This is a genomic window from Herbaspirillum camelliae (genome assembly GCF_001929405.1).
Lineage (GTDB): Bacteria > Pseudomonadota > Gammaproteobacteria > Burkholderiales > Burkholderiaceae_D > Herbaspirillum > Herbaspirillum seropedicae.
Genome location: NZ_KV880769.1, coordinates 22,827 through 42,164 on the forward strand (window position 1 = coordinate 22,827; position 19,338 = coordinate 42,164).

Consider the following 19,338-nt stretch of genomic DNA (forward strand, 5'->3'; position numbering starts at 1 on the left):
CTGTAACGATGAAGACGACATTATAAGAGACGGGCCAGCGCAGAGCTTGCCCTGGATCAGCAGCAGGGCTTGAGGCTCAGTGCGAATGACCGCAACCGTGGCCGCCAACCGCCTCGGGCTGATGATCGCGCCCGCTTTCCCGCGTAAAACCGGCGGCTTCCAGTTTCTGCAGATAGGCTTCCCACATCGCGGCCTGGTCGCGGCCGAGCTGGTAGAGGTAATCCCAGGTGAAGATGCCGCTGGCGTGACCATCGGAAAACAGCGGTTTGACGCCATAGTTGCCGACCGGTTCGATGCCGTGGATTTCCACATCGCGCTTGCCGGTCTGCAGTACTTCCTGACCAGGACCGTGGCCGCGCACTTCAGCCGAGGGCGAATAGACGCGCATCAGTTCGAAAGGCAGCGCATACATCACGCCATCATCGAACTCGACTTCGACCACGCGCGAGAGCTTGCGCACCTTGAAGGAAACGGGAACCGGAGAAGACGGGGCGCTCATGGGCTCTCCCTTGTGAAATTCGTGAGAGGAAACGCAATCCCGGCCTGGTCATTCCAGACCGGGATTGCAGGTGCAGATCAGGCCGTCAAACCCGCCGCATCGAGCTGCCGGCGCACGGCTTCGCGCAACTGCGGCAGCAGCGCACGACGCGCTGCAATGCTGGGGGCGTCAGCGGGCCGGCGCGGCTCGGCCCAGACCGGGCTGGGGAAATGACGGTCGTCGGTAAAGCGCGGAATCACATGCCAGTGCACGTGCGGCGTCATATTGCCCAGCGTAGCCAGGTTGACCTTCTCGGGCTGCATGACTTCGCGCAGCGCAGCTTCCACCGCCCACACCGCATTGGCCATCAAGGTGCGCTGCGCCGGAGCGAGGTCGGTCATTTCCTTGACGTGCTCATGGCAGATCACACGGCAAAAGCCCGGGTAATCGGCTTCGTCCACCAGCACCACCCGGAAAGCCGGGTGCTGCCACAGCACTTCACCGCCGTCTCCGGCGCACAGCTCGCAGGCGGGGACCACAGATGCGCTCATGGCTTACACCAGGATACGTTCGATGCCGCCATTGTTGGCGCGCTCGACGTATTCCGGCATCCAGTTCTCGCCCAGCAGGTGACGCGCCATCTCGACCACGATGTAATCAGCCGTGGTACCGGCATCCTCGTTGTAGCGCGACAGGCCCTGGAAGCAGGACGGGCAGGAGGTCAGGATCTTGACGTCGCCGGTGAAGCCATCGGCGCGCACCTTGTCGCTGCCCTTACGCATTTCCTCTTCCTTGCGGAAGCGGACCTGGGTCGAGACATCCGGACGCGATACGCCGAAGGTGCCCGACTCGCCGCAGCAGCGATCGTTCTTCTCGATCTTCTGCGCATCCACCGTGGTGATGAGCGAGTTGACGGTCTTCAGCGGATCCTGCTGCTTCATCGGGCTGTGGCAGGGGTCGTGGTACATGTAGCGGGTACCGGTCACGCCTTCGAGCTTGACGCCCTTCTCCAGCAGATATTCGTGGATGTCGATGATGCGGCAGCCGGGGAAGATCTTCTCGAATTCATAGCCTTGCAGCTGGTCGTAGCAGGTACCGCAGGACACCACGACGGTCTTGATGTCGAGGTAGTTCAGCGTATTGGCCATGCGATGGAACAGCACGCGGTTGTCGGTGATGATCTTCTCGCCCTTTTCGAAGTCGCCGGTCCCGCGTTGCGGATAACCGCAGCACAGGTAGCCCGGCGGCAGCACGGTCTGCACGCCGACGTTCCACAGCATGGCTTGCGTGGCCAGGCCGACCTGCGAGAACAGGCGCTCCGATCCGCAGCCCGGGAAGTAGAACACCGCTTCCGTATCGGCCGTGGTGGTCTTGGGGTTGCGGATGATGGGGACGATCTTGTCGTCCTCGATATCCAGCAGCGCGCGCGCGGTCTTCTTGGGCAGGTTGCCCGGCATCTTCTTGTTGATGAAGTGGATCACCTGCTCCTTGACCGGCGGCTTGCCGACGGTGGCGGGCGGTTTCTGGGTCTGCTTCTTGGCAAACTTCTTCATCAGGTCGTTGCCCAGGCGCTGCGCCTTGAAGCCCCACTGCGTCATCACCTTGCGGGTGGCGTTGATGGTGGCCGGGTCAGTGGCGTTCAGGAAGAACATGGCCGCATTGGTGCCGGCATTGAAGGACTTCTTGCCCATCTTGCGCAGCAGGTTGCGCATGTTCATCGAGACATCGCCGAAGTCGATATCGACCGGGCAAGGCGTGACGCACTTGTGGCACACCGTGCAGTGGTCGGCCACGTCCTCGAACTCTTCCCAATGCTTGATGGAGACGCCGCGACGGGTCTGCTCTTCATAGAGGAAGGCTTCCACCAGCAGCGAGGTCGCCAGGATCTTGTTGCGCGGCGAGTACAGCAGGTTGGCGCGCGGCACGTGGGTCGAGCAGACCGGCTTGCACTTGCCGCAGCGCAGGCAGTCCTTGACGCTGCTGGCAATCGCACCAATGTCGCTCTGCTGCATGATCAGCGACTCGTGGCCCATCAAACCGAACGAAGGCGTATAGGCATTGGACAGGTCGGCTTCCATGCCGGGCAGGTTCAAGAGCTTGCCCTTGTTGAAGCGGCCTTCGGGGTCCACGCGCTTCTTGTATTCGCGGAATTCGCCGATCTCGTCTTCGGTCAGGAATTCCAGCTTGGTAATGCCGATGCCGTGCTCGCCCGAGATGACGCCATTGAGCGAACGGGCCAGCTTCATGATGCGCGCCACGGCGACGTGGGCATCCTGCAGCATTTCATAATGGTCGGAATTGACCGGGAGGTTGGTGTGGACGTTGCCATCACCGGCGTGCATGTGCAGCGCCACGAAGACGCGGCCACGCAGCACGCGCTTGTGGATGGCCTGGCATTCTTCCAGGATCAGCTTGAAGGCCGCGCCCGAGAAGATCTGGCGCAGCTGCGCGCGCACTTCCTGCTTCCAGGAGATACGCACGGTGCGGTCCTGCACCACGTGGAAGACCGCCGCTTCGGGCTGGTCGACCAGACGCTGCTCGAATACCGGCAGCATCTTTTCCAGGCCCAGTGCGGCCAGCTCACCCTTGGCTTGGCCCAGCGGCTTGTCCAGGTTGGCCAGCAGGTAGGACCAGCGCGCATGGGTCTGCTCCAGCAGGCTTTCGGCCTGGTGGACGCGGTCTTCCAGCATCTCGGCGGCGGGGATGTCATCACCCTCGGCGTCGTCGCTCTTGCCCAACGGCAGGCTGCCCTTGACGAAGAAGCTGTCCAGTTCGGCCAGCAGTTGCAGCTTGTTCTTGATCGACAGCTCGATGTTGATGCGCTCGATGCCGTCGGTGTATTCGCCCATGCGGTTCAGCGGAATGACCACGTCTTCGTTGATCTTGAAGGCATTGGTGTGCTTGGCGATGGCCGCCGTGCGCGAGCGGTCCAGCCAGAATTTCTTGCGCGCTTCCGGGCTCACGGCCACGAAGCCTTCACCCACGCGGTTGTTGGCCATGCGGATGACTTCCGAAGCGGCAGCGGCGACGGCATTCTCGTCATCACCGACGATGTCGCCGATGAGCACCATCTTGGGCAGCACGCCGCGCTTGGACTTGGTGGCATAGCCGACCGCGCGCAGGTAGCGCTCGTCCAGGTGCTCCAGGCCGGCCAGGATGGCGCCGCCCTTCTTGGTCTCTGCGTCCAGGTAATCCTTGATTTCCACGATCGAGGGAATCGCATCGCGCGCCTGGCCGAAGAACTCCAGGCAGACCGTGCGGGTCTGCTTGGGCATCTTGTGCAGGATCCAGCGGGCCGAGGTGATCAGGCCGTCGCAGCCTTCCTTCTGCACGCCGGGCAGGCCCGAGAGGAATTTGTCAGTGACGTCCTTGCCCAGGCCTTCCTTGCGGAATTTCTTGCCGGAGATTTCCAGGATCTCGGTCTTGAAGACTTCGGTCTTCTGGCCCTTTTCGCCGGGGTGCGACCACTCCAGCTTGAAGCGCGCCACTTCCACGTCGTGGATCTTGCCCAGGTTGTGGTCCAGGCGGGTCACTTCCAGCCAGTCACCCTGCGGATCGACCATGCGCCAGCTGGCCAGGTTGTCCAGAGCGGTACCCCACAGCACGGCCTTCTTGCCGCCGGCGTTCATGGCGACGTTGCCGCCGATGCAGGAGGCTTCGGCCGAAGTCGGGTCCACCGCGAAGACGAAACCGGCCTTTTCGGCCGCGTCCGAGACGCGCTTGGTGACCACGCCCGCGCCCGAGTAGATGGTGGCGTAGGGCTTGTCCAGGCCGGGCAGGATTTCCATCTCGACCGCGCCCAGTTGTTCCAGCTTTTCGGTATTGATGACCGCCGACAGGGGCGTGAGCGGAATGGCGCCGCCGGTATAGCCGGTGCCGCCGCCGCGCGGGATGATGGTCAGACCCAGTTCGATGCAGGCCTTGACCAGGCCGGCCATCTCGTCCTCGGTATCGGGGGTGAGCACCACGAAGGGGTACTCGACGCGCCAGTCGGTGGCGTCGGTCACGTGCGAAACACGCGAAAGGCCGTCGAACTTGATGTTGTCCTTGGCGGTAAAGCGGCCCAGGACCTTGGTGGCGCGGCGGCGCAAATCGTAGGTCTGGCGGAATTCTTCGGCGAAGTCGGCGATGGCCTTCTTGGCCGCCTTCAGCAGGGCTTCCACGCTGGCGCTGCGGCGCTGGGCCTCGGCGTCGCCGGCCTCGGCCTGGTCGGTGGCCAGGCGGCGCTTGTCGACTTCGCTCAGGCGATGGTTCAGCGCTTCGATCAGTGCGGCGCGACGCTTGGGGTTGTCCAGCAGGTCATCCTGCAGATAGGGATTGCGGCGCACCACCCAGATGTCGCCCAGGACTTCATACAGCATGCGCGCCGAACGACCGGTCTGGCGCTTGCCGCGCAGCTCGTCCAACAGGGACCAGGACTCTTCGCCCAACAACCGGATCACGATCTCGCGATCGGAGAAGGAAGTGTAGTTGTACGGGATTTCGCGCAAGCGCGGGGGCGTGGCGCCATGCGGCGCGTCTGTAAGCAAGGCCTGGATCTGTGCGGGGGCGTTCATCGATGTATGAGGTAAATCTGCTGCCGGAGGTGCATTTTAGCCTATTGGCAAAACTCGCGATGGCCGCTGCCCGTTTTGGCCGGGCTTGCATGAGCTTTGCGGGGCCTTGTGAGGCTGATCGGCGACGTTTGCGGCGACTAGCGCGGCGATAGGCTTAGCCAATTGAATTTATAAAAACAATCAATTTCTAATAATTGATTGCAAAAATCTATAATCCATCCAGACATCAGGGAAATGCCCTGAACCCATTCCCACAAGGAGGATCCCATGTTGCAGACCCTGATGACCGAATTCCTGGAAAACCTGGCCATCACCCTGGCCGACTATGCCCAATGCAAGGCCTGAAGCAGGCCGGATCACATACCAAGGAGATCACCATGCACACCGCCATCCTCAATGAAGACACCGGCCTGGCCATGAAGCTGAAGACGCGCCACTTCGCCGTACTGGGCGTGACGGCCACCTTCCTGGCCATCCGCCTGGTCGAAAGCCTGGCCCCGACCCTGGCAGGCTGAAGCCATCACCTGCACTGCAGACGACGACGGCGCCCTGGCGGCGCCGTCCTGCATTCTGCTGGCCGCAATCTACGCCAGCCAGTCACCCACCCGGTGCCAGAAGCCATCCGGCACATTCAGCAGCAGCCAAGTCATCAGCACGTAGCGGATGAACTTGCCGATGGCCATATAGACCACCGACGGCCAGAACGGCAGGCGCAGCCAGCCTGCCAGGGTACAGATGGGGTCGCCGATGCCGGGCAGCCAGGCCAGCAGCATGGTCTTGGCGCCGAAGCGTTCCAGCCAGTGGAACCAGCGTGTGGAGCGCTCCTTGGCGAAGGCCTGCTTGGCCCCATAGCCCATCCAGTAATCGACGATGCCGCCCAGGGTGTTGCCCAGCGTGGCGATGAGGATCACCGGCCAGAACATGTCCGGGCTGGCCTTGATGACGGCGAAGACGGCCGGCTCCGAGCCCAGCGGCAGCAAGGTCGCCGAGACGAAGCTGATCAGGAAGACGGAGGTCAGGCCCACCGTGGGAATGGCGAGGATGTTGAGCAGCCAGAGGACGGCGGATTCGATCATGCAGGCGGGAAGATAGATTGAAGGCTGGCCGCAGCCAGGCGAGTCGCCATCCCTCACACTCTGTCTGAAGAATGGCACAGCGTGCATTCTAGCTGGTGCCGCCGGGCCCGAATTCAAGAAGCGAAGGAAGTTTCACTCTCCCCCGCCCGCCACGCCCGCTTGCCGACGCCGCCCCCGGCTCCTTTATAATGTCCAGTTCCCCTGGCCCCGACCGGCTACCGCCCGACCCGGCCCAGCAGGAATCCCAAGCGGCTTACCCAGCCTTTTTTCCCTTTACCTGATTGCGATATGACCGCGCCTGAACCCGCTGCTGCTCGCCTGACTTCACTTCACTGATGACCAACATGAGTAACGATTATCTGAAAAAGATCCTGACCGCCCGCGTCTACGACGTCGCCCAAGAAACCCCGCTGGAACTGGCGAATACGCTGTCGCAAAGGATTGATAATCGAATTTACTTCAAGCGTGAAGACATGCAGAGCGTGTTCAGCTTCAAGCTGCGCGGCGCCTACAACAAGATGGCCCACCTGACGCCGGCGCAATTGAAGCGCGGCGTCATCTGCGCCTCCGCCGGCAACCACGCCCAGGGCGTGGCGCTGTCGGCCGCGCGCCTGGGGTGCCGGGCGGTCATCGTCATGCCCACCACCACCCCGCAGGTCAAGATCGACGCCGTCAAGGCCCGTGGCGGCGAGGTGGTGCTCTTCGGCGACTCCTTCACCGATGCCTACGAACACGCGCTGACGCTGGAAAAGAAGCAGAAGCTGACCTTCGTCCACCCTTTCGACGACCCCTACGTGATCGCCGGCCAGGGCACGGTGGGCATGGAAATCCTGCGCCAGCATCCGGACCCTATCCACGCCATCTTCGTGGCCATCGGCGGCGGCGGCCTGATTGCCGGGGTGGCTTCCTACGTCAAGGCAGTGCGCCCGGACATCAAGATCATCGGCGTGCAAACCACCGATTCGGACGCCATGGCGCGCAGCCTCAAAGCCGGCCGCCGCGTGGCGCTGCCGGACGTGGGCCTGTTCTCCGACGGCACGGCGGTCAAGCTGGTCGGTGAAGAAACCTTCCGCATCGCCAAGGAGCTGGTGGACGAAGTCATCATCGTCGACACCGACGCCGTCTGCACCGCCATCAAGGACATCTTCCAGGATACCCGCAGCATCGTGGAGCCTGCCGGCGCCTTGGCGGTAGCTGGCGCCAAGGCTTACGTGGAACGCGCCAAGGCCAGCAAGAAGCCGATCAAGGGTGAATCGCTCATCACCATCGCCTGCGGCGCCAACATGAACTTCGACCGCCTGCGCTTCGTGGCCGAGATGGCCGATGCGGGCGAGGCGCGCGAAGCGGTCTTCGCGGTCACCATTCCGGAAGAGCGCGGCAGCTTCCGCCGCTTCTGCGAAACCGTGGGTCCGCGCAACGTCACCGAATTCAACTACCGCATCAGCGACGCCAAGGCGGCGCACGTGTTCGTCGGCATCCAGGTGTCGGCAGCCGACGAGGCCGGCAAGATCGCCCGCAACTTCGAGAAGGCCGGCTTTGGCGTGCTCGACCTGACCCATGACGAACTGGCCAAAGTCCACATCCGCCACCTGGTCGGCGGCAAGAGCGACCTGACCGGCGACGAGCTGCTGTACCGCTTCGAATTCCCGGAACGCCCGGGTGCGCTGATGAAGTTCCTCTCCAGCATGAACCCGGGCTGGAACATCAGCCTGTTCCACTACCGCAACCAGGGTGGTGACGTGGGCCGCATCCTGATCGGCCTGCAGGTGCCGAAGAAGGAAATGAAGGAATTCCGCGCCTTCCTGGCGCAACTGGGCTATCGTCACTGGGACGAAAGCAAGAACCCGCTGTACAAGCTGTTCCTCGGCTAAGACCGGACGCGGCGCGCCACCCCAGCGGCGGCGCGCCGCGGCAGCATCACTGAACGTCATCAGCAGCACCGCAGGAGTATTCACATGGACCACACCAACCCGTCCGCATCCCCCGCCAGCCATTCGCCAGAAAGCTCGCCCCTGGGCAAGAGTTCGGAATATCCGACCCATTACGACCCCAGCCTGCTGTTCCCGATCCCGCGCGCGCCCAAGCGCGCCGAATTGCAGATCAGCGGCACCCTGCCCTTCTTCGGCGTGGATCTCTGGACGGCCTACGAAATTTCCTGGCTGAACCTGCGCGGCAAGCCGCAGATCGCCATCGCCACCTTCATGGTGCCGGCCGATTCACCGAATATCATCGAATCGAAGTCCTTCAAGCTGTATCTGAATTCCTTCAACCAGGAGCGCCTGGAAAGCGCCGACCAGTTGATCGACAAGATGCGCACCGACCTCTCCGCCGCGGCCGGCGCCCATGTGCAGGTGACGCTGACCGAACCGGCGCAGTTCGGCCAGTTGCAGTTCGGTGAACTCTCCGGCCTGCTGCTGGACCGCCTGGATGTGGAGATCGAAGCCGCCGCCAGCGGCGCTCATCCGGATGGCAACCAGTTGCGCGCCAATACCGAGGAAGCCACCGTGGAAGAAACCCTGGTGTCGCACCTGCTCAAGTCCAACTGCCCGGTGACCAGCCAGCCTGACTGGGGCAGCGTGCAGATCCAGTACGTGGGCGCGCCCATCGACCAGGAGCGGCTGCTGAAGTACATCATCGGATTTCGCGAGCACAACGAATTCCACGAGCAATGCGTGGAACGCATCTTCACCGACATCCTGCGTTACTGCAAACCACAGAAACTGGCCGTGTACGCCCGCTATACGCGGCGCGGCGGGCTGGACATCAATCCCTGGCGCAGCAATTTCTCCAGCGCCAAGCCGCCCTCGCAATTGCGCAACGCGCGCCAATAAGCCCTGGTCAGCAAGCAGCCCATTGCCGGTGCGCGGCCTCATCGAGGACCGCACACCGTCACAAAATTGTTAGCAAATCTTGCAAAAGCACGTTTGTCACCTTTGGCGGACTGCCGCCGTGCCGCATATTTGGTAACATCTTGCCCTTCTGCAATATGAAGGATAACGGGAAACTTTTGGCACAATCCCTGTCAATCCTGCATGGCCCATGCATGAGCTTGCCTGGGCGTGCAATGTCCCACCATCGTTTTTAGCAATCCTGCCATCGCCACGCTCCTGCTCCGCTTTACCGGAAGCGTGGGGCTTTAGCCCTGTAGTTGATAATAAATATGACAACCACCACCTCCTCGCATCCGCGCATCAAGACCGCTGCTTCGCCACTGCGCGCCTGCCGCCGCCTGGCGCTGGCGGCCACCGCCACCGCCGCCATCGCATTGGCCCCCGCCGCGCACGCCGAAGACAACCAGTACAGCCTGTGGCAACAGACCAAGGACCACGCCGCCAACATCTGGAACCAGGGTGAAAGCGAGCTGTATCTGTCCGGCGTCGCCCACCACGGTCGCGGCACCTACACCAAGGAAAAGCTCAACGAGCTCAACGAACATGCCTGGGGCCTGGGCTACGGCAAGACCCTGCGCAATGAACAGGGCAACGATGAATCCTTGTACGGTTTCGTGCTCAAGGATTCACATCGCCACCCGCAATACATGGCTGGCTATGCCTATGAATGGGTCTTCCCGATCGCCAAGACCGGCCTGGAAGTCGGGCTGGGCGGCACGGCCATGCTGATGAGCCGCCAGGATTACTTCCACAGCGTGCCCTTCCCGGTGCCGCTGCCACTGGCTTCCATCGGCACCAAGAAAGGCAAGATCATGTTCGCCTACGTGCCGCGCCTGTCGGCCAACAAGAACAACGGCGACGTACTGCTGATCTTCGGCCGCATCGAAATGTAATATCAGCGGGCATGGCGGGGCTCGCCCCGCTGTGCCGCCTGTGTGTCCGCTTGCATACACGGGGCTCTCGAAATTTTTCTAGAAAAGTCCTCAAAAAACACCGGAAACTGACTTGATTGGCAACAAGTTTCCGCGCATCATCGCCGCAGATGGCGCATCTTGCGGCAATTCCCTTCATTCAGCCCGAATTCACCTCCTGTTCGGCGTTTTCAAAGCGTTACCTGCCTCCCAAACAGGCCTATAATCCAGCTCAAAGCTTCAGCCTGTAGCAATTCCTTGAGCGTCATGACTAATCTTGCAAAAATCCTGTCTCCAGAAAACGTTGTTCTGGATCTGGAAGTCTCCAGCAAAAAAAGAGCTTTCGAACAAGCCGGCCTGACCTTCGAAAACAACAGCGGCATCGCCCGCTCCACCGTTTCCGAAAACCTGTTTGCTCGCGAGCGCCTTGGCTCCACCGGGCTTGGGCATGGCGTGGCCGTGCCGCACGGACGCATCAAGGGATTGAAGGCGCCGCTGGCGCTGTTCATGCGCCTGGCCGCGCCGATTCCCTTCGAGTCGCCCGATGGCCAGCCGGTCAAGCTGCTGGTGTTCCTGCTCATTCCCGACCACGTGACGCAGCAGCACCTGGAAATCCTGTCGGAAATCGCCGAGATGTTCTCCGACGATGCCTTCCGCCATGAACTCACCAATGAACCCGATCCTGCCGTGGTCCACGCCCGCATCGTGACCTGGCAGACGTCGATGGAAAAGGCCGGCTGAGGCCGCCCTCCTCCCTTCACCGCCACGCCAGTCAGACCGGAGCTCCATGCCCACCTATTCCGCGTTGTCGATCCAGCAGCTCTACGAAGAAAACCGTGAATCCCTGCAACTGGGATGGTTCGCCGGCTTCCCCGGCGGTGAGCGCCTCATCTCCGGCGACGCCGTCTCGGCCTCTGACCAGGTCGGCCACCTGAACCTGATCCACCCTGGCCGTATCCAGGTCTTCGGCCACCAGGAAATCGAGTACTACGACCGGCTCTCCAACACCTCGCGCGCCTACCAGACCGCCGAACTGGTGACCGGGGAGCCGCCGGCCTTCATCATCGCCCAGGGCTTGTCCACTCCGCCCGATATCCTGGCGGTCTGCGACGAAAAGAACATCCCGCTGTTTTCCACGCCGCTGCCGGCGGCACAGGTGATCGACTACCTGCGCGTGTACCTGTCCAAGAAGCTGGCACAGCAGATCACCATGCACGGGGTGTTCATGGATGTGCTGGGGGTGGGCGTACTGATCACTGGCGAATCCGGTCTGGGCAAGAGCGAACTGGGCCTGGAACTGATCTCGCGCAGTCACGGCCTGGTGGCCGATGACGCAGTCGAATTCGCCCGCATCGCTCCCAACATGATCGAGGGCCGCTGCCCGCCGCTGCTGGCCAACCTGCTGGAAGTGCGCGGCCTGGGCCTGCTGGACATCAAGGCCATCTTCGGCGAGACTGCCGTGCGTCGCAAGATGCGCCTCAAGCTGATCGTCCACCTGGTCCGCCGCAGCACCCTGGAAGAGAACTACGAGCGCCTGCCGCTGGACGCCCAATACGAAGAAGTGCTGGGCCTGCCCATCCGCAAGGTGGTCATCCCCGTGGCGGCGGGCCGCAACATCGCGGTGCTGCTGGAAGCCGCCGTACGCAACACCATCCTGCAGCTGCGCGGCATCGATACCTTGAAGGAATTCATCGAGCGCCAGCGCCGCGCCATGAACGGCGAATAAGCGCCATCCCTCCCGCGCACCGGGAATGGATGCGCGCCCTGCGAACAGCTCGCGCAATGCGTTATTATTGCCGGCATGCGAATCGTTCTGATCACCGGCATCTCCGGCTCCGGCAAATCGGTGGCACTGCACGTGCTCGAAGACGCCGGCTATTTCTGCGTCGACAACCTGCCCCCCGCCCTGCTGAGCGACCTGGTGCAGACCCGCATCCAGGAAGGCGCCAGCATGCTGGCCGTGGCCACCGATGCACGCAGTGCCGATTCCCTGGCCACCCTGCGCCAGGACATCGACCAGTTGCGCGCCGACGGCCACGACGTCAAGGTCTTCTTCCTGACCGCCTCCAGCGAAACCCTGATCACCCGCTTTTCCGAGACCCGCCGCAGCCACCCGCTGTCACACCGCCTGCTGCCGGGAGGCAATCCCAGCGACCGCCTGACGCTCTCCGAATGTATCGAACTCGAAAAGGAAATGCTGGCCGACATGCAGGATATCGGGCTGGTGATGGATACCTCGCAGTTGAGTTCCAACAAGCTGCGCGGCTGGATCAAGGACCTGGTGGACCTGGAGCGCTCGCCGCTGACACTGCTCATCGAATCCTTCGCCTTCAAGCACGGCCTGCCGCTGGATGCCGACCTGGTCTTCGACGTGCGCATGCTGCCCAACCCGCACTATGACCTGGCGCTGCGCCCGCTGACCGGACGCGACCAGCCGGTCATCGATTTCCTCGATGCCGATGCCGAGGTGGCGGAGATGTTCGACGACATCCGCCGCTTCGTCGAAAAGTGGCTGCCGTCCTTCAAGCGCGACAACCGCAGCTACCTGACCGTGGCCATCGGCTGCACCGGCGGCCAGCATCGTTCGGTCTACCTGGCCGAGCGTCTGGCCAGCCACTTCCGCGCCACCGAGCAGGTGGTGTGCCGCCACCGCCAGCTAGACCGCCGCCAGCAGGTCGTCGCTGCGCAAAGCCCCCAGCAGTAGTTTCTTGACCGGGGCCGGCAGGGGCGCCTCGCCCAGCCGCGCCACCGGATACCAGACCAGCCCGCCCTCGGCGATGCGCTGTCTGCGGCTCTGCATGGCAACCTGGAAAGGCGCCACATGCAGCTTGAAGTGGGTAAAGACGTGCGAGAACGGTTGCAGCTTGCGGCAGCCCTGCAGCTCGCCGTAGGGAGCCACCAGCGTGCGCACGGCAGTATCGAACTGCGCCGCAGCGCCCACGGCGATCTCGGGCAGCGACAACAACCCGCCCCAGATGCCACTGTCCGGACGCTGCTCCAGCAAGACATCCGCACCATGGGTGATGACCAGCATCACCGTCTCTCTTTCCGGGACCGCCTTCCTGGGCTTGCTGACCGGCAGTTCGGCCACGCGGTCCTGCGCCAGCGCCACGCAGCGCCCGGCCAGCGGACAGCGCTCGCAGGCCGGCTTGCCGCGCACGCACAGGGTCGCGCCCAGGTCCATCAGGCCTTGCGTATAGGATTCGATATCCTGGTCAGGCAGCAAGGCCACGGCCCGCAGCCAGAGCTTGTCTTCGATGGGCTTGGCGCCCGGATAACCATCGATGCCGAACACCCGCGCAAAGACCCGCTTGACGTTGCCATCCAGGATGGCGGCGCGCCGCCCATAGGAAAACGCCGCAATGGCCGCCGCCGTGGAACGGCCGATGCCGGGCAGGTCGGCCAGCAATTCGGGATCATCCGGAAAGCGCCCGCCATATTGCTCCACCACGCGCTGGGCGCACTTGTGCAGGTTGCGCGCGCGCGTGTAATAGCCCAGCCCGCTCCACAAGGCCATGACATCCTCGCTGGGCGCGGCGGCCAGGGCAAATACATCCGGGCAGCGTTCCAGGAAGCGCTGGTAATAGGGAATGACCGCGGCCACCTGGGTCTGCTGCAGCATGATCTCGGAGAGCCAGACGCGATAGGCGTCGCGGGTGTTCTGCCAGGGCAGCTTGTGGCGGCCATGCTGCTTTTGCCAGGCGATGACCGCCGCCGAGAAGGATGGGTCTTCATACTGCCCGGCCTCGTCCGAGGCTGGCGCCTTGCGCCGTGATTCGACGACACCCTTCATTTCTGGCAGCTCACGCAATAAAAAGTGGAACGCTGCCCCTGCTTGATCTGTCGGATCGGGGTGGCGCAGATGCGGCAGGCTTCGCCGGTACGGTTGTAGACGAAGTAATTCTGCTGGAAATACCCCGACTGGCCATTGACGGCAATGAAGTCGCGCAGGCTGCTGCCGCCCTGCTCGATAGCGGCGGCCAGGGTCTCGCGGATGGCTTCGGCCAGGCGTTCGTAGCGCGGCAGGCTGATCTTGCCGGCCGCCGTCTTGGGATTGATGCGCGCCTTGAAGAGGCTTTCCGAGGCATAGATGTTGCCCACGCCCACCACGATGTCGCCGGCCAGCAGCACTTGCTTGATGGGAGCACTGCGCCCCCGGGTCTGCTTGAACAGCTCGCGGGCAGTGAATTTTTCTTCCAGCGGCTCCAGCCCCAGGCTGCGCAGCAGCAGATGCTCTTCCACCGCACCATCGGCCAAGTCGTGCCAGAGGATGGCCCCAAAGCGGCGCGGGTCGGTCATGCGCATGACCTGTCCGCCGACTTCGAGGTCGAAGTGATCGTGCTTCTGCGGGGCGATGCCCGGCGGCAGGATGCGCAGGTGGCCCGACATGCCCAGGTGCACGATGAGCGTGCCATGGTCGAAATGGATCAGCAGGTACTTGCCGCGCCGGCCGGTGCTGCGGATGACGCGCCCGCGCAGCAAGGCTTCCAGGCCGACCGGAAAGGGCCAGCGCAGGCCGCTATGGCGCATGACGACGCCGCTGACGGTGCGCCCCTCCAGGTGGGGCGCAACACCGCGACGGGTGACTTCGACTTCTGGTAATTCTGGCATCTGGCTGTTTTGACGGGACGACTGGCAAGCATTGCCGGGAAGGCCCATATGATAATGCAGATGCCGAAAACAAGACCTTGGTGCAAGCATTGCAAGCTGCACAAGGCGGCTTGTCAAAGATGGATTACACTGCGCTGTCAGCATAGCCGCAGTTGTTGCGCGTAAAATCGAAACCCTCCGAATCATCAGGATGACATCTTGAAAAAAACCATCGCCCTCCTCACCAGTTCCCTGCTGCTGACGGCCTGCGCGAGCTTCCAGCCGTCCGGCGAGAAGGCGAGCGCCACGGCGGCCCAGGACCAGAAGAGCGCTTCGGCCAAGGCGGCCGCCCGCAAGAAGACGCCCAAGGCCAAGGTCCAGCAGCAGGAAGATGCGCTGCCGGCCGTCGAACTGAGCGAGGACATCCTCTACAAGGTGCTCACCGCCGAGATCGCCTTCCAGCGCGGCCAATGGCAGCCGGCCTACGTGACCATGCTGGCGGCAGCCCAGCAGACACGCGATCCGCGCCTGGCCAAGCGCGCCGCCGAGATGGCGGTGACGGCGCGCCAGCCCAGCGAAGCACTGGTGGCGGTGCGCCTGTGGACCGAACTGGCCCCGCATTCGGATGAAGCCCTGCAAAACTACCTGGGCCTGATCATGCTCTCGGACAGCGTGGACGAGATCGAGCCCCTGCTGACCCAGCGCCTGGCCGAGGCCGCTCCGCAAGCGCGTGGGCCGATGCTGCTGCAGATCCAGCGCCTGCTGGTGCGCGCCAAGGACAAGCAGGCCAGCTTCGCCATCCTGCAAAAGATCAGCCAGCCCTACGGCGACCTGATGGAAACCCACCTGGCCCTGGCCCAGGGCGCCTTCAGCGTGGGGGACTCCACCTATGCGCAGCGCGAGGCGCGCGCCGCCATGAAGATCAAGCCCGATTCCGAACTGGCCGTGCTGACCGCCGCCCAGGTCGCGTCGGACAACAAGGAAGCCACCAAGCTGGTCACCGAGTTCCTGCGCAAGTATCCGGATGCGCGTGAAGTGCGCGTGGCCTACGCCCGCACCCTGGTCGAGCAGAAGGATTACAAGGACGCCCGCACCCAGTTCGAAGCCCTGCTCAAGGAAGACGGCGAAGACCCGACCACCCTGTTCGCCCTGGGCGTGCTGTCGGCCCAGACCGATCAGCTCAAGGACGCCGAGTACTACCTGCAGCGCTACCTGCAGGTGCTCTCGGCCATGCCCGAGGAAGACCGCGATCCCAGCCAGGCCATCCTGCTGCTCTCGCGCATCGCCGAGGAGCGCCGCGACATCGATGGCGCGCTGCGCTACCTGGACCGGGGTGAACCCGGCACCGAAGGCTATGTGAACATCCAGGTCCGCCGCGCCCAACTGCTGGCGCGCAAGGCCGATATCGAAGGTGCGCGCAAGGCGCTGGAAGCGGCACAATCGGAATCGACCAACGACGGTGAGCAACTGCAACTGCTGCAGGCCGAATCGGCCCTGCTGCGCGACGCCAACCGCAACCAGGAGGCCGCCGAGGTCATCAAGGCCGGCCTGGAGCGCTTCCCCAACAATACCGACCTGCTCTATGACTACGCCATGGTGCTGGACAAGCTGGGCAAGTACGACGAGATGGAAGCGTCCCTGCGCCGGGTCATCAAGCTCGCCCCCGGCAACCAGCATGCCTACAACGCGCTGGGCTATTCGCTGGCCGATCGCAATGTACGCCTGCCCGAAGCGCTGGAACTGATCAGGAAGGCCGCCGAGATGGCGCCCGAGGACGCCTTCATCGCCGACAGCCTGGGCTGGGTGCTGTTCCGCATGGGCCGGCTGGATGAGGCCGAGACGCAGATGCGCCGCGCCTATGGCCTGCGCGCCGACGCCGAGATCGGCGTGCACCTCGGCGAAGTCTTGTGGACTCGCGGCAAGCAGGATGAGGCGCGCAAGGTCTGGCGCGAAGTCACCCTGAAGGACCCCTCCAACGAAGTCCTCAAAAGCACGCTCACGCGGCTCAATGTGAAGCTATGAGCCGCAGCCGCTTGCTGATGCAGGCCAGTGCGGCCTGCGTGGTTGCATTGCTGGCCGGTTGCGCCACGGTGTCGCAGGATGCCGTGCCAACCAACGCCTCGGCGCCCGCCTACCAGAACAGCATCGAGATCGATGGCCGCATCTCGGTGCAGTACGAGCAGGATGATCGTCCGCAATCGCTGCACGGCAGCTTCTTCTGGAAGCAGACTGCGCAGGAGCTGAACCTGGAGATGTTCTCGCCGCTGGGCCAGACGGTGGCCACCATCAACGTCAAGCCCGGCATCGCCACGCTGGTGCAGTCGGGCCGCGCGCCGCAGGTGGCCGCTGACGTCGATGCCCTGGCGGCGCAATCGCTGGGCTGGCCGCTGCCGGTCTCGGGCATGCGCCAGTGGCTGCAAGGCAGCGGCATCGATGCCACCGGCAAGCCTTTCGTGGCCAAGGCCGGTGACAACGACGCCAGCTTCGCCACCCGCGATGGCTGGCGCGTCACCTATGCCAACTGGGAGAGCGATGCCGCCAGTGGCCAGGTGCGGCCCAAGCGCATCGACCTCGTGCGCAGCACCACGCAGGCCGGCAAGGTATCGATCCGCATTGCTATCGACAACTGGAAGAAGCCCTGATTCTTCTTCATCCAGCATCACGTTTCACCCTCAACCGAACAATCCGCACTGCGCATGACCACCACCCTCACCGCCTGCCCGGCGCCGGCCAAGCTGAACCTGTTCCTGCATGTGACCGGCCGCCGACCGGATGGCTATCATCTGCTGCAATCGGCCTTCCAGCTCATCGACCGCTGCGACACCCTGGACTTCAGCCTGCGCGAGGATGGAAATATCCGCCGTACCAATGACGTACCAGGCGTGCCCGCTGAATCGGACCTGGTGATCCGCGCCGCGCATCTCCTGCGCGACGCCGCAGGCCGCCCGGAGCTGGGGGCGGACATCACAGTGCACAAGGTCCTGCCCATGGGCGGCGGAGTCGGTGGCGGTTCTTCCGATGCGGCCACGACCTTATTGGTCTTGAATCATTTATGGAAATGCGGCTACAATCGCGCCTCGCTGATGGAGATGGGCCTGAAGCTGGGTGCTGATGTTCCCTTCTTCCTGTTCGGCCGCAATGCATTCGCCGAAGGTGTGGGTGAAGAATTGTCGGTGCTGCATACCGCCGAGTGCTGGTATGTGGTGATCGAGCCGGGCGTATCTGTTCCAACTTCAATAATTTTTTCATCAAAGTTGTTGACAAGGGATACGCAACCCGTCAGAATAACGGACTTTCCTGATGCGACGAAACAAGTTGCTTCCAGCTTCGGGAAAAACGATCTGGAAATGGTGGCAACCGCGCATTTCCCCGAAGTTGCAGCAGCAGTCGAATGGCTGGGCAAATTCGGGAATGCAAGAATGACCGGATCTGGCGCCTGTGTGTTTTGTGCATTCGAACACGAACATCAGGCAGACGAAGTGCTCAAGCAATTGCCTTCGCGCTGGATCGGCTGGAAAGCCAAAGCGATGCAGGAACATCCTCTCGCCCATTTAGTGCAGTCGTAAAGAGAATTGAGAATTGGTTTGACGAAGACGCAGCGCCTGATGATGAGCGCGCCGGCACGGCAAACAGCAAGTTGCGTAGGGGAATCGCCAAGCTGGTTAAGGCACCGGATTTTGATTCCGGCATTCCAAGGTTCGAATCCTTGTTCCCCTGCCATTTAATTCGGACAGGCCTTCAGTTCAGGCCCGGGTCCAGTCAGAAAAATAAGCCGTCAATGTGAGACCGAACAAGTCAAGCATTGTCGGCTTTTCGACTTTTTAACGATTGCATTCAGGGATACCCACATGGCACTTGAAAACCTCATGGTTTTTACTGGCAACGCCAACCCCGAACTGGCGCGCGGCGTCGCTGAGAAACTCGGTATCCCGCTGGGCAAGGCCAATGTTTCCAAGTTCTCCGACGGCGAAGTCATGGTCGAGATCAATGAAAACGTTCGCGGCAAGGACGTCTTCGTGCTGCAGTCCACCTGCGCACCGACCAATGACAACCTGATGGAAATCATGATCATGGTCGATGCCTTGAAGCGCGCATCGGCCGGTCGCATCACCGCCGCCATCCCCTACTTCGGCTATGCCCGCCAGGACCGCCGCCCGCGTTCGGCGCGTGTTGCGATCTCGGCCAAGGTCGTGGCCAACATGCTGCAGGAAGCCGGCGTTGAGCGCGTCCTGATCATGGATCTGCACGCAGACCAGATCCAGGGCTTCTTCGATATCCCGGTGGACAACATCTACGCCTCGCCGATCCTCTTGGGCGACCTGGTCAACAAGAACTACGACGACCTGCTGGTGGTCTCGCCCGACGTCGGCGGCGTGGTGCGCGCCCGTGCGCTGGCCAAGCGCCTGAACTGCGACCTGGCCATCATCGACAAGCGCCGTCCGAAGGCCAACGTCTCCGAAGTGATGAACATCATCGGTGAAGTCGAAGGCCGCAACTGCGTCATCATGGACGACATGGTCGATACCGCCGGTACCCTGACCAAGGCCGCTGAAGTCTTGAAGGAACGTGGCGCCAAGAAGGTCGTGGCTTACTGTACGCACCCGGTGCTGTCCGGCCCGGCCATCGATCGCATCGCCAATTCGCCGCTGGACGAACTGGTCGTCACCGACACCATCCCGCTGTCGCCTGCTGCACGCGGCTGCCCGAAGGTGCGTCAGCTGACCTGCGCCGACCTGCTGGCCGAGACCTTCAAGCGCATCACCAAGGGTGACTCGGTGATGTCGCTGTTTGCTGAGTAAGATTTTGCATTCGCCTCGCTGCGGCGTTGTTGCGTTG

17 protein-coding genes and 1 tRNA gene are annotated in these 19,338 nt (G+C 62.8%); 12 read left to right on the top strand and 6 right to left on the bottom strand.

From position 1 onward, the window contains the following. Positions 1–76: 76 nt before the first annotated feature. The 3 genes from BGK68_RS00115 to BGK68_RS00125 all read right to left on the bottom strand — a co-directional run bounded on the left by BGK68_RS00115 (position 77) and on the right by BGK68_RS00125 (position 5,034). On the bottom strand, positions 77–499 hold the full coding sequence (locus tag BGK68_RS00115) for a gamma-butyrobetaine hydroxylase-like domain-containing protein (protein WP_075255400.1): 423 nt from the start codon (positions 497–499) through the stop codon (positions 77–79). A gap of 77 nt (positions 500–576) precedes the next feature. Then, positions 577–1,029, bottom strand: coding sequence for an HIT family protein (locus tag BGK68_RS00120; RefSeq protein ID WP_075255401.1), 453 nt, complete (start codon positions 1,027–1,029; stop codon positions 577–579). Positions 1,030–1,032: 3 nt separating this feature from the next. Continuing rightward, complete coding sequence (locus BGK68_RS00125) at positions 1,033–5,034, bottom strand: DUF3683 domain-containing protein (RefSeq protein WP_075255402.1); 4,002 nt, start codon at positions 5,032–5,034, stop codon at positions 1,033–1,035. Between the two features lie 377 nt (positions 5,035–5,411). On the opposite strand from BGK68_RS00125, the gene BGK68_RS27945 reads away from it, so the two are divergent. After that, entirely contained in the window at positions 5,412–5,549 is a 138-nt protein-coding gene (locus BGK68_RS27945; RefSeq protein ID WP_198937143.1) for a hypothetical protein, read from the top strand. A gap of 69 nt (positions 5,550–5,618) precedes the next feature. Here the strand turns inward: BGK68_RS27945 and BGK68_RS00135 are convergent, their stop codons facing one another. Then, a complete protein-coding gene (locus tag BGK68_RS00135; protein ID WP_013235840.1) occupies positions 5,619–6,110 on the bottom strand; it encodes a YqaA family protein in 492 nt (163 codons plus the stop codon). A 335-nt stretch (positions 6,111–6,445) separates the two neighbouring features. Between BGK68_RS00135 and ilvA the strand changes: the two genes are divergently transcribed. The 6 genes from ilvA to rapZ all read left to right on the top strand — a co-directional run bounded on the left by ilvA (position 6,446) and on the right by rapZ (position 12,616). After that, positions 6,446–7,981: a threonine ammonia-lyase, biosynthetic gene (gene ilvA, locus BGK68_RS00140; RefSeq protein ID WP_257785549.1), complete on the top strand. Its 1,536-nt coding sequence runs from the start codon at positions 6,446–6,448 to the stop codon at positions 7,979–7,981. An 84-nt stretch (positions 7,982–8,065) separates the two neighbouring features. Next, positions 8,066–8,941 carry an NADPH-dependent 7-cyano-7-deazaguanine reductase QueF gene (gene queF / locus BGK68_RS00145; protein ID WP_075255404.1) on the top strand — a complete coding sequence of 292 codons (876 nt, stop codon included), beginning with the start codon at positions 8,066–8,068 and terminating at the stop codon, positions 8,939–8,941. A 329-nt stretch (positions 8,942–9,270) separates the two neighbouring features. Next, positions 9,271–9,894 carry a hypothetical protein gene (locus tag BGK68_RS00150; RefSeq protein WP_075255405.1) on the top strand — a complete coding sequence of 208 codons (624 nt, stop codon included), beginning with the start codon at positions 9,271–9,273 and terminating at the stop codon, positions 9,892–9,894. 285 nt (positions 9,895–10,179) lie between these two features. After that, complete coding sequence (locus BGK68_RS00155) at positions 10,180–10,653, top strand: PTS sugar transporter subunit IIA (protein WP_075255406.1); 474 nt, start codon at positions 10,180–10,182, stop codon at positions 10,651–10,653. 46 nt (positions 10,654–10,699) lie between these two features. Then, positions 10,700–11,638, top strand: coding sequence for an HPr(Ser) kinase/phosphatase (hprK, locus tag BGK68_RS00160; protein WP_013235845.1), 939 nt, complete (start codon positions 10,700–10,702; stop codon positions 11,636–11,638). A 75-nt stretch (positions 11,639–11,713) separates the two neighbouring features. After that, complete coding sequence (gene rapZ, locus BGK68_RS00165; RefSeq protein ID WP_198937144.1) at positions 11,714–12,616, top strand: RNase adapter RapZ; 903 nt, start codon at positions 11,714–11,716, stop codon at positions 12,614–12,616. Here the strand turns inward: rapZ and mutY are convergent. Together mutY and mutM are read right to left on the bottom strand one after the other, a co-directional pair. Continuing rightward, positions 12,569–13,705: an A/G-specific adenine glycosylase gene (mutY, locus tag BGK68_RS00170; protein ID WP_075255408.1), complete on the bottom strand. Its 1,137-nt coding sequence runs from the start codon at positions 13,703–13,705 to the stop codon at positions 12,569–12,571. The two genes, rapZ and mutY, sit on opposite strands and share 48 nt — an antisense overlap. Next, positions 13,702–14,523, bottom strand: a complete 822-nt coding sequence (gene mutM, locus BGK68_RS00175; protein WP_075255409.1) for a bifunctional DNA-formamidopyrimidine glycosylase/DNA-(apurinic or apyrimidinic site) lyase — start codon at positions 14,521–14,523, stop codon at positions 13,702–13,704. Before mutM ends, mutY begins: the two co-directional genes overlap by 4 nt. Before the next feature lie 198 nt (positions 14,524–14,721). Between mutM and BGK68_RS00180 the strand changes: the two genes are divergently transcribed. The 5 genes from BGK68_RS00180 to BGK68_RS00200 all read left to right on the top strand — a co-directional run bounded on the left by BGK68_RS00180 (position 14,722) and on the right by BGK68_RS00200 (position 19,301). Continuing rightward, positions 14,722–16,524, top strand: a complete 1,803-nt coding sequence (locus BGK68_RS00180; protein WP_075255410.1) for a tetratricopeptide repeat protein — start codon at positions 14,722–14,724, stop codon at positions 16,522–16,524. After that, positions 16,521–17,144, top strand: a complete 624-nt coding sequence (gene lolB / locus BGK68_RS00185; RefSeq protein WP_075255411.1) for a lipoprotein insertase outer membrane protein LolB — start codon at positions 16,521–16,523, stop codon at positions 17,142–17,144. The genes BGK68_RS00180 and lolB overlap by 4 nt, the downstream gene beginning before the upstream one ends. A 54-nt stretch (positions 17,145–17,198) precedes the next feature. Next, complete coding sequence (gene ispE, locus BGK68_RS00190) at positions 17,199–18,068, top strand: 4-(cytidine 5'-diphospho)-2-C-methyl-D-erythritol kinase (protein ID WP_075255412.1); 870 nt, start codon at positions 17,199–17,201, stop codon at positions 18,066–18,068. Between the two features lie 77 nt (positions 18,069–18,145). Then, a tRNA-Gln gene (locus BGK68_RS00195) sits at positions 18,146–18,222 on the top strand. A gap of 128 nt (positions 18,223–18,350) precedes the next feature. Further along, positions 18,351–19,301 carry a ribose-phosphate pyrophosphokinase gene (locus BGK68_RS00200; RefSeq protein ID WP_008332043.1) on the top strand — a complete coding sequence of 317 codons (951 nt, stop codon included), beginning with the start codon at positions 18,351–18,353 and terminating at the stop codon, positions 19,299–19,301. The last annotated feature ends 37 nt before the right edge of the window (positions 19,302–19,338 follow it).

Bases quoted from the DNA above. Each gene is read 5' to 3' on its own strand.
- BGK68_RS00115 (WP_075255400.1), bottom strand. From the start codon at position 499: ATGAGCGCCCCGTCTTCTCCGGTTCCCGTTTCCTTCAAGGTGCGCAAG.
- BGK68_RS00120 (WP_075255401.1), bottom strand. From the start codon at position 1,029: ATGAGCGCATCTGTGGTCCCCGCCTGCGAGCTGTGCGCCGGAGACGGC.
- BGK68_RS00125 (WP_075255402.1), bottom strand. From the start codon at position 5,034: ATGAACGCCCCCGCACAGATCCAGGCCTTGCTTACAGACGCGCCGCAT.
- BGK68_RS27945 (WP_198937143.1), top strand. From the start codon at position 5,412: ATGCACACCGCCATCCTCAATGAAGACACCGGCCTGGCCATGAAGCTG.
- BGK68_RS00135 (WP_013235840.1), bottom strand. From the start codon at position 6,110: ATGATCGAATCCGCCGTCCTCTGGCTGCTCAACATCCTCGCCATTCCC.
- ilvA (WP_257785549.1), top strand. From the start codon at position 6,446: ATGACCAACATGAGTAACGATTATCTGAAAAAGATCCTGACCGCCCGC.
- queF (WP_075255404.1), top strand. From the start codon at position 8,066: ATGGACCACACCAACCCGTCCGCATCCCCCGCCAGCCATTCGCCAGAA.
- BGK68_RS00150 (WP_075255405.1), top strand. From the start codon at position 9,271: ATGACAACCACCACCTCCTCGCATCCGCGCATCAAGACCGCTGCTTCG.
- BGK68_RS00155 (WP_075255406.1), top strand. From the start codon at position 10,180: ATGACTAATCTTGCAAAAATCCTGTCTCCAGAAAACGTTGTTCTGGAT.
- hprK (WP_013235845.1), top strand. From the start codon at position 10,700: ATGCCCACCTATTCCGCGTTGTCGATCCAGCAGCTCTACGAAGAAAAC.
- rapZ (WP_198937144.1), top strand. From the start codon at position 11,714: ATGCGAATCGTTCTGATCACCGGCATCTCCGGCTCCGGCAAATCGGTG.
- mutY (WP_075255408.1), bottom strand. From the start codon at position 13,705: ATGAAGGGTGTCGTCGAATCACGGCGCAAGGCGCCAGCCTCGGACGAG.
- mutM (WP_075255409.1), bottom strand. From the start codon at position 14,523: ATGCCAGAATTACCAGAAGTCGAAGTCACCCGTCGCGGTGTTGCGCCC.
- lolB (WP_075255411.1), top strand. From the start codon at position 16,521: ATGAGCCGCAGCCGCTTGCTGATGCAGGCCAGTGCGGCCTGCGTGGTT.
- ispE (WP_075255412.1), top strand. From the start codon at position 17,199: ATGACCACCACCCTCACCGCCTGCCCGGCGCCGGCCAAGCTGAACCTG.
- BGK68_RS00200 (WP_008332043.1), top strand. From the start codon at position 18,351: ATGGCACTTGAAAACCTCATGGTTTTTACTGGCAACGCCAACCCCGAA.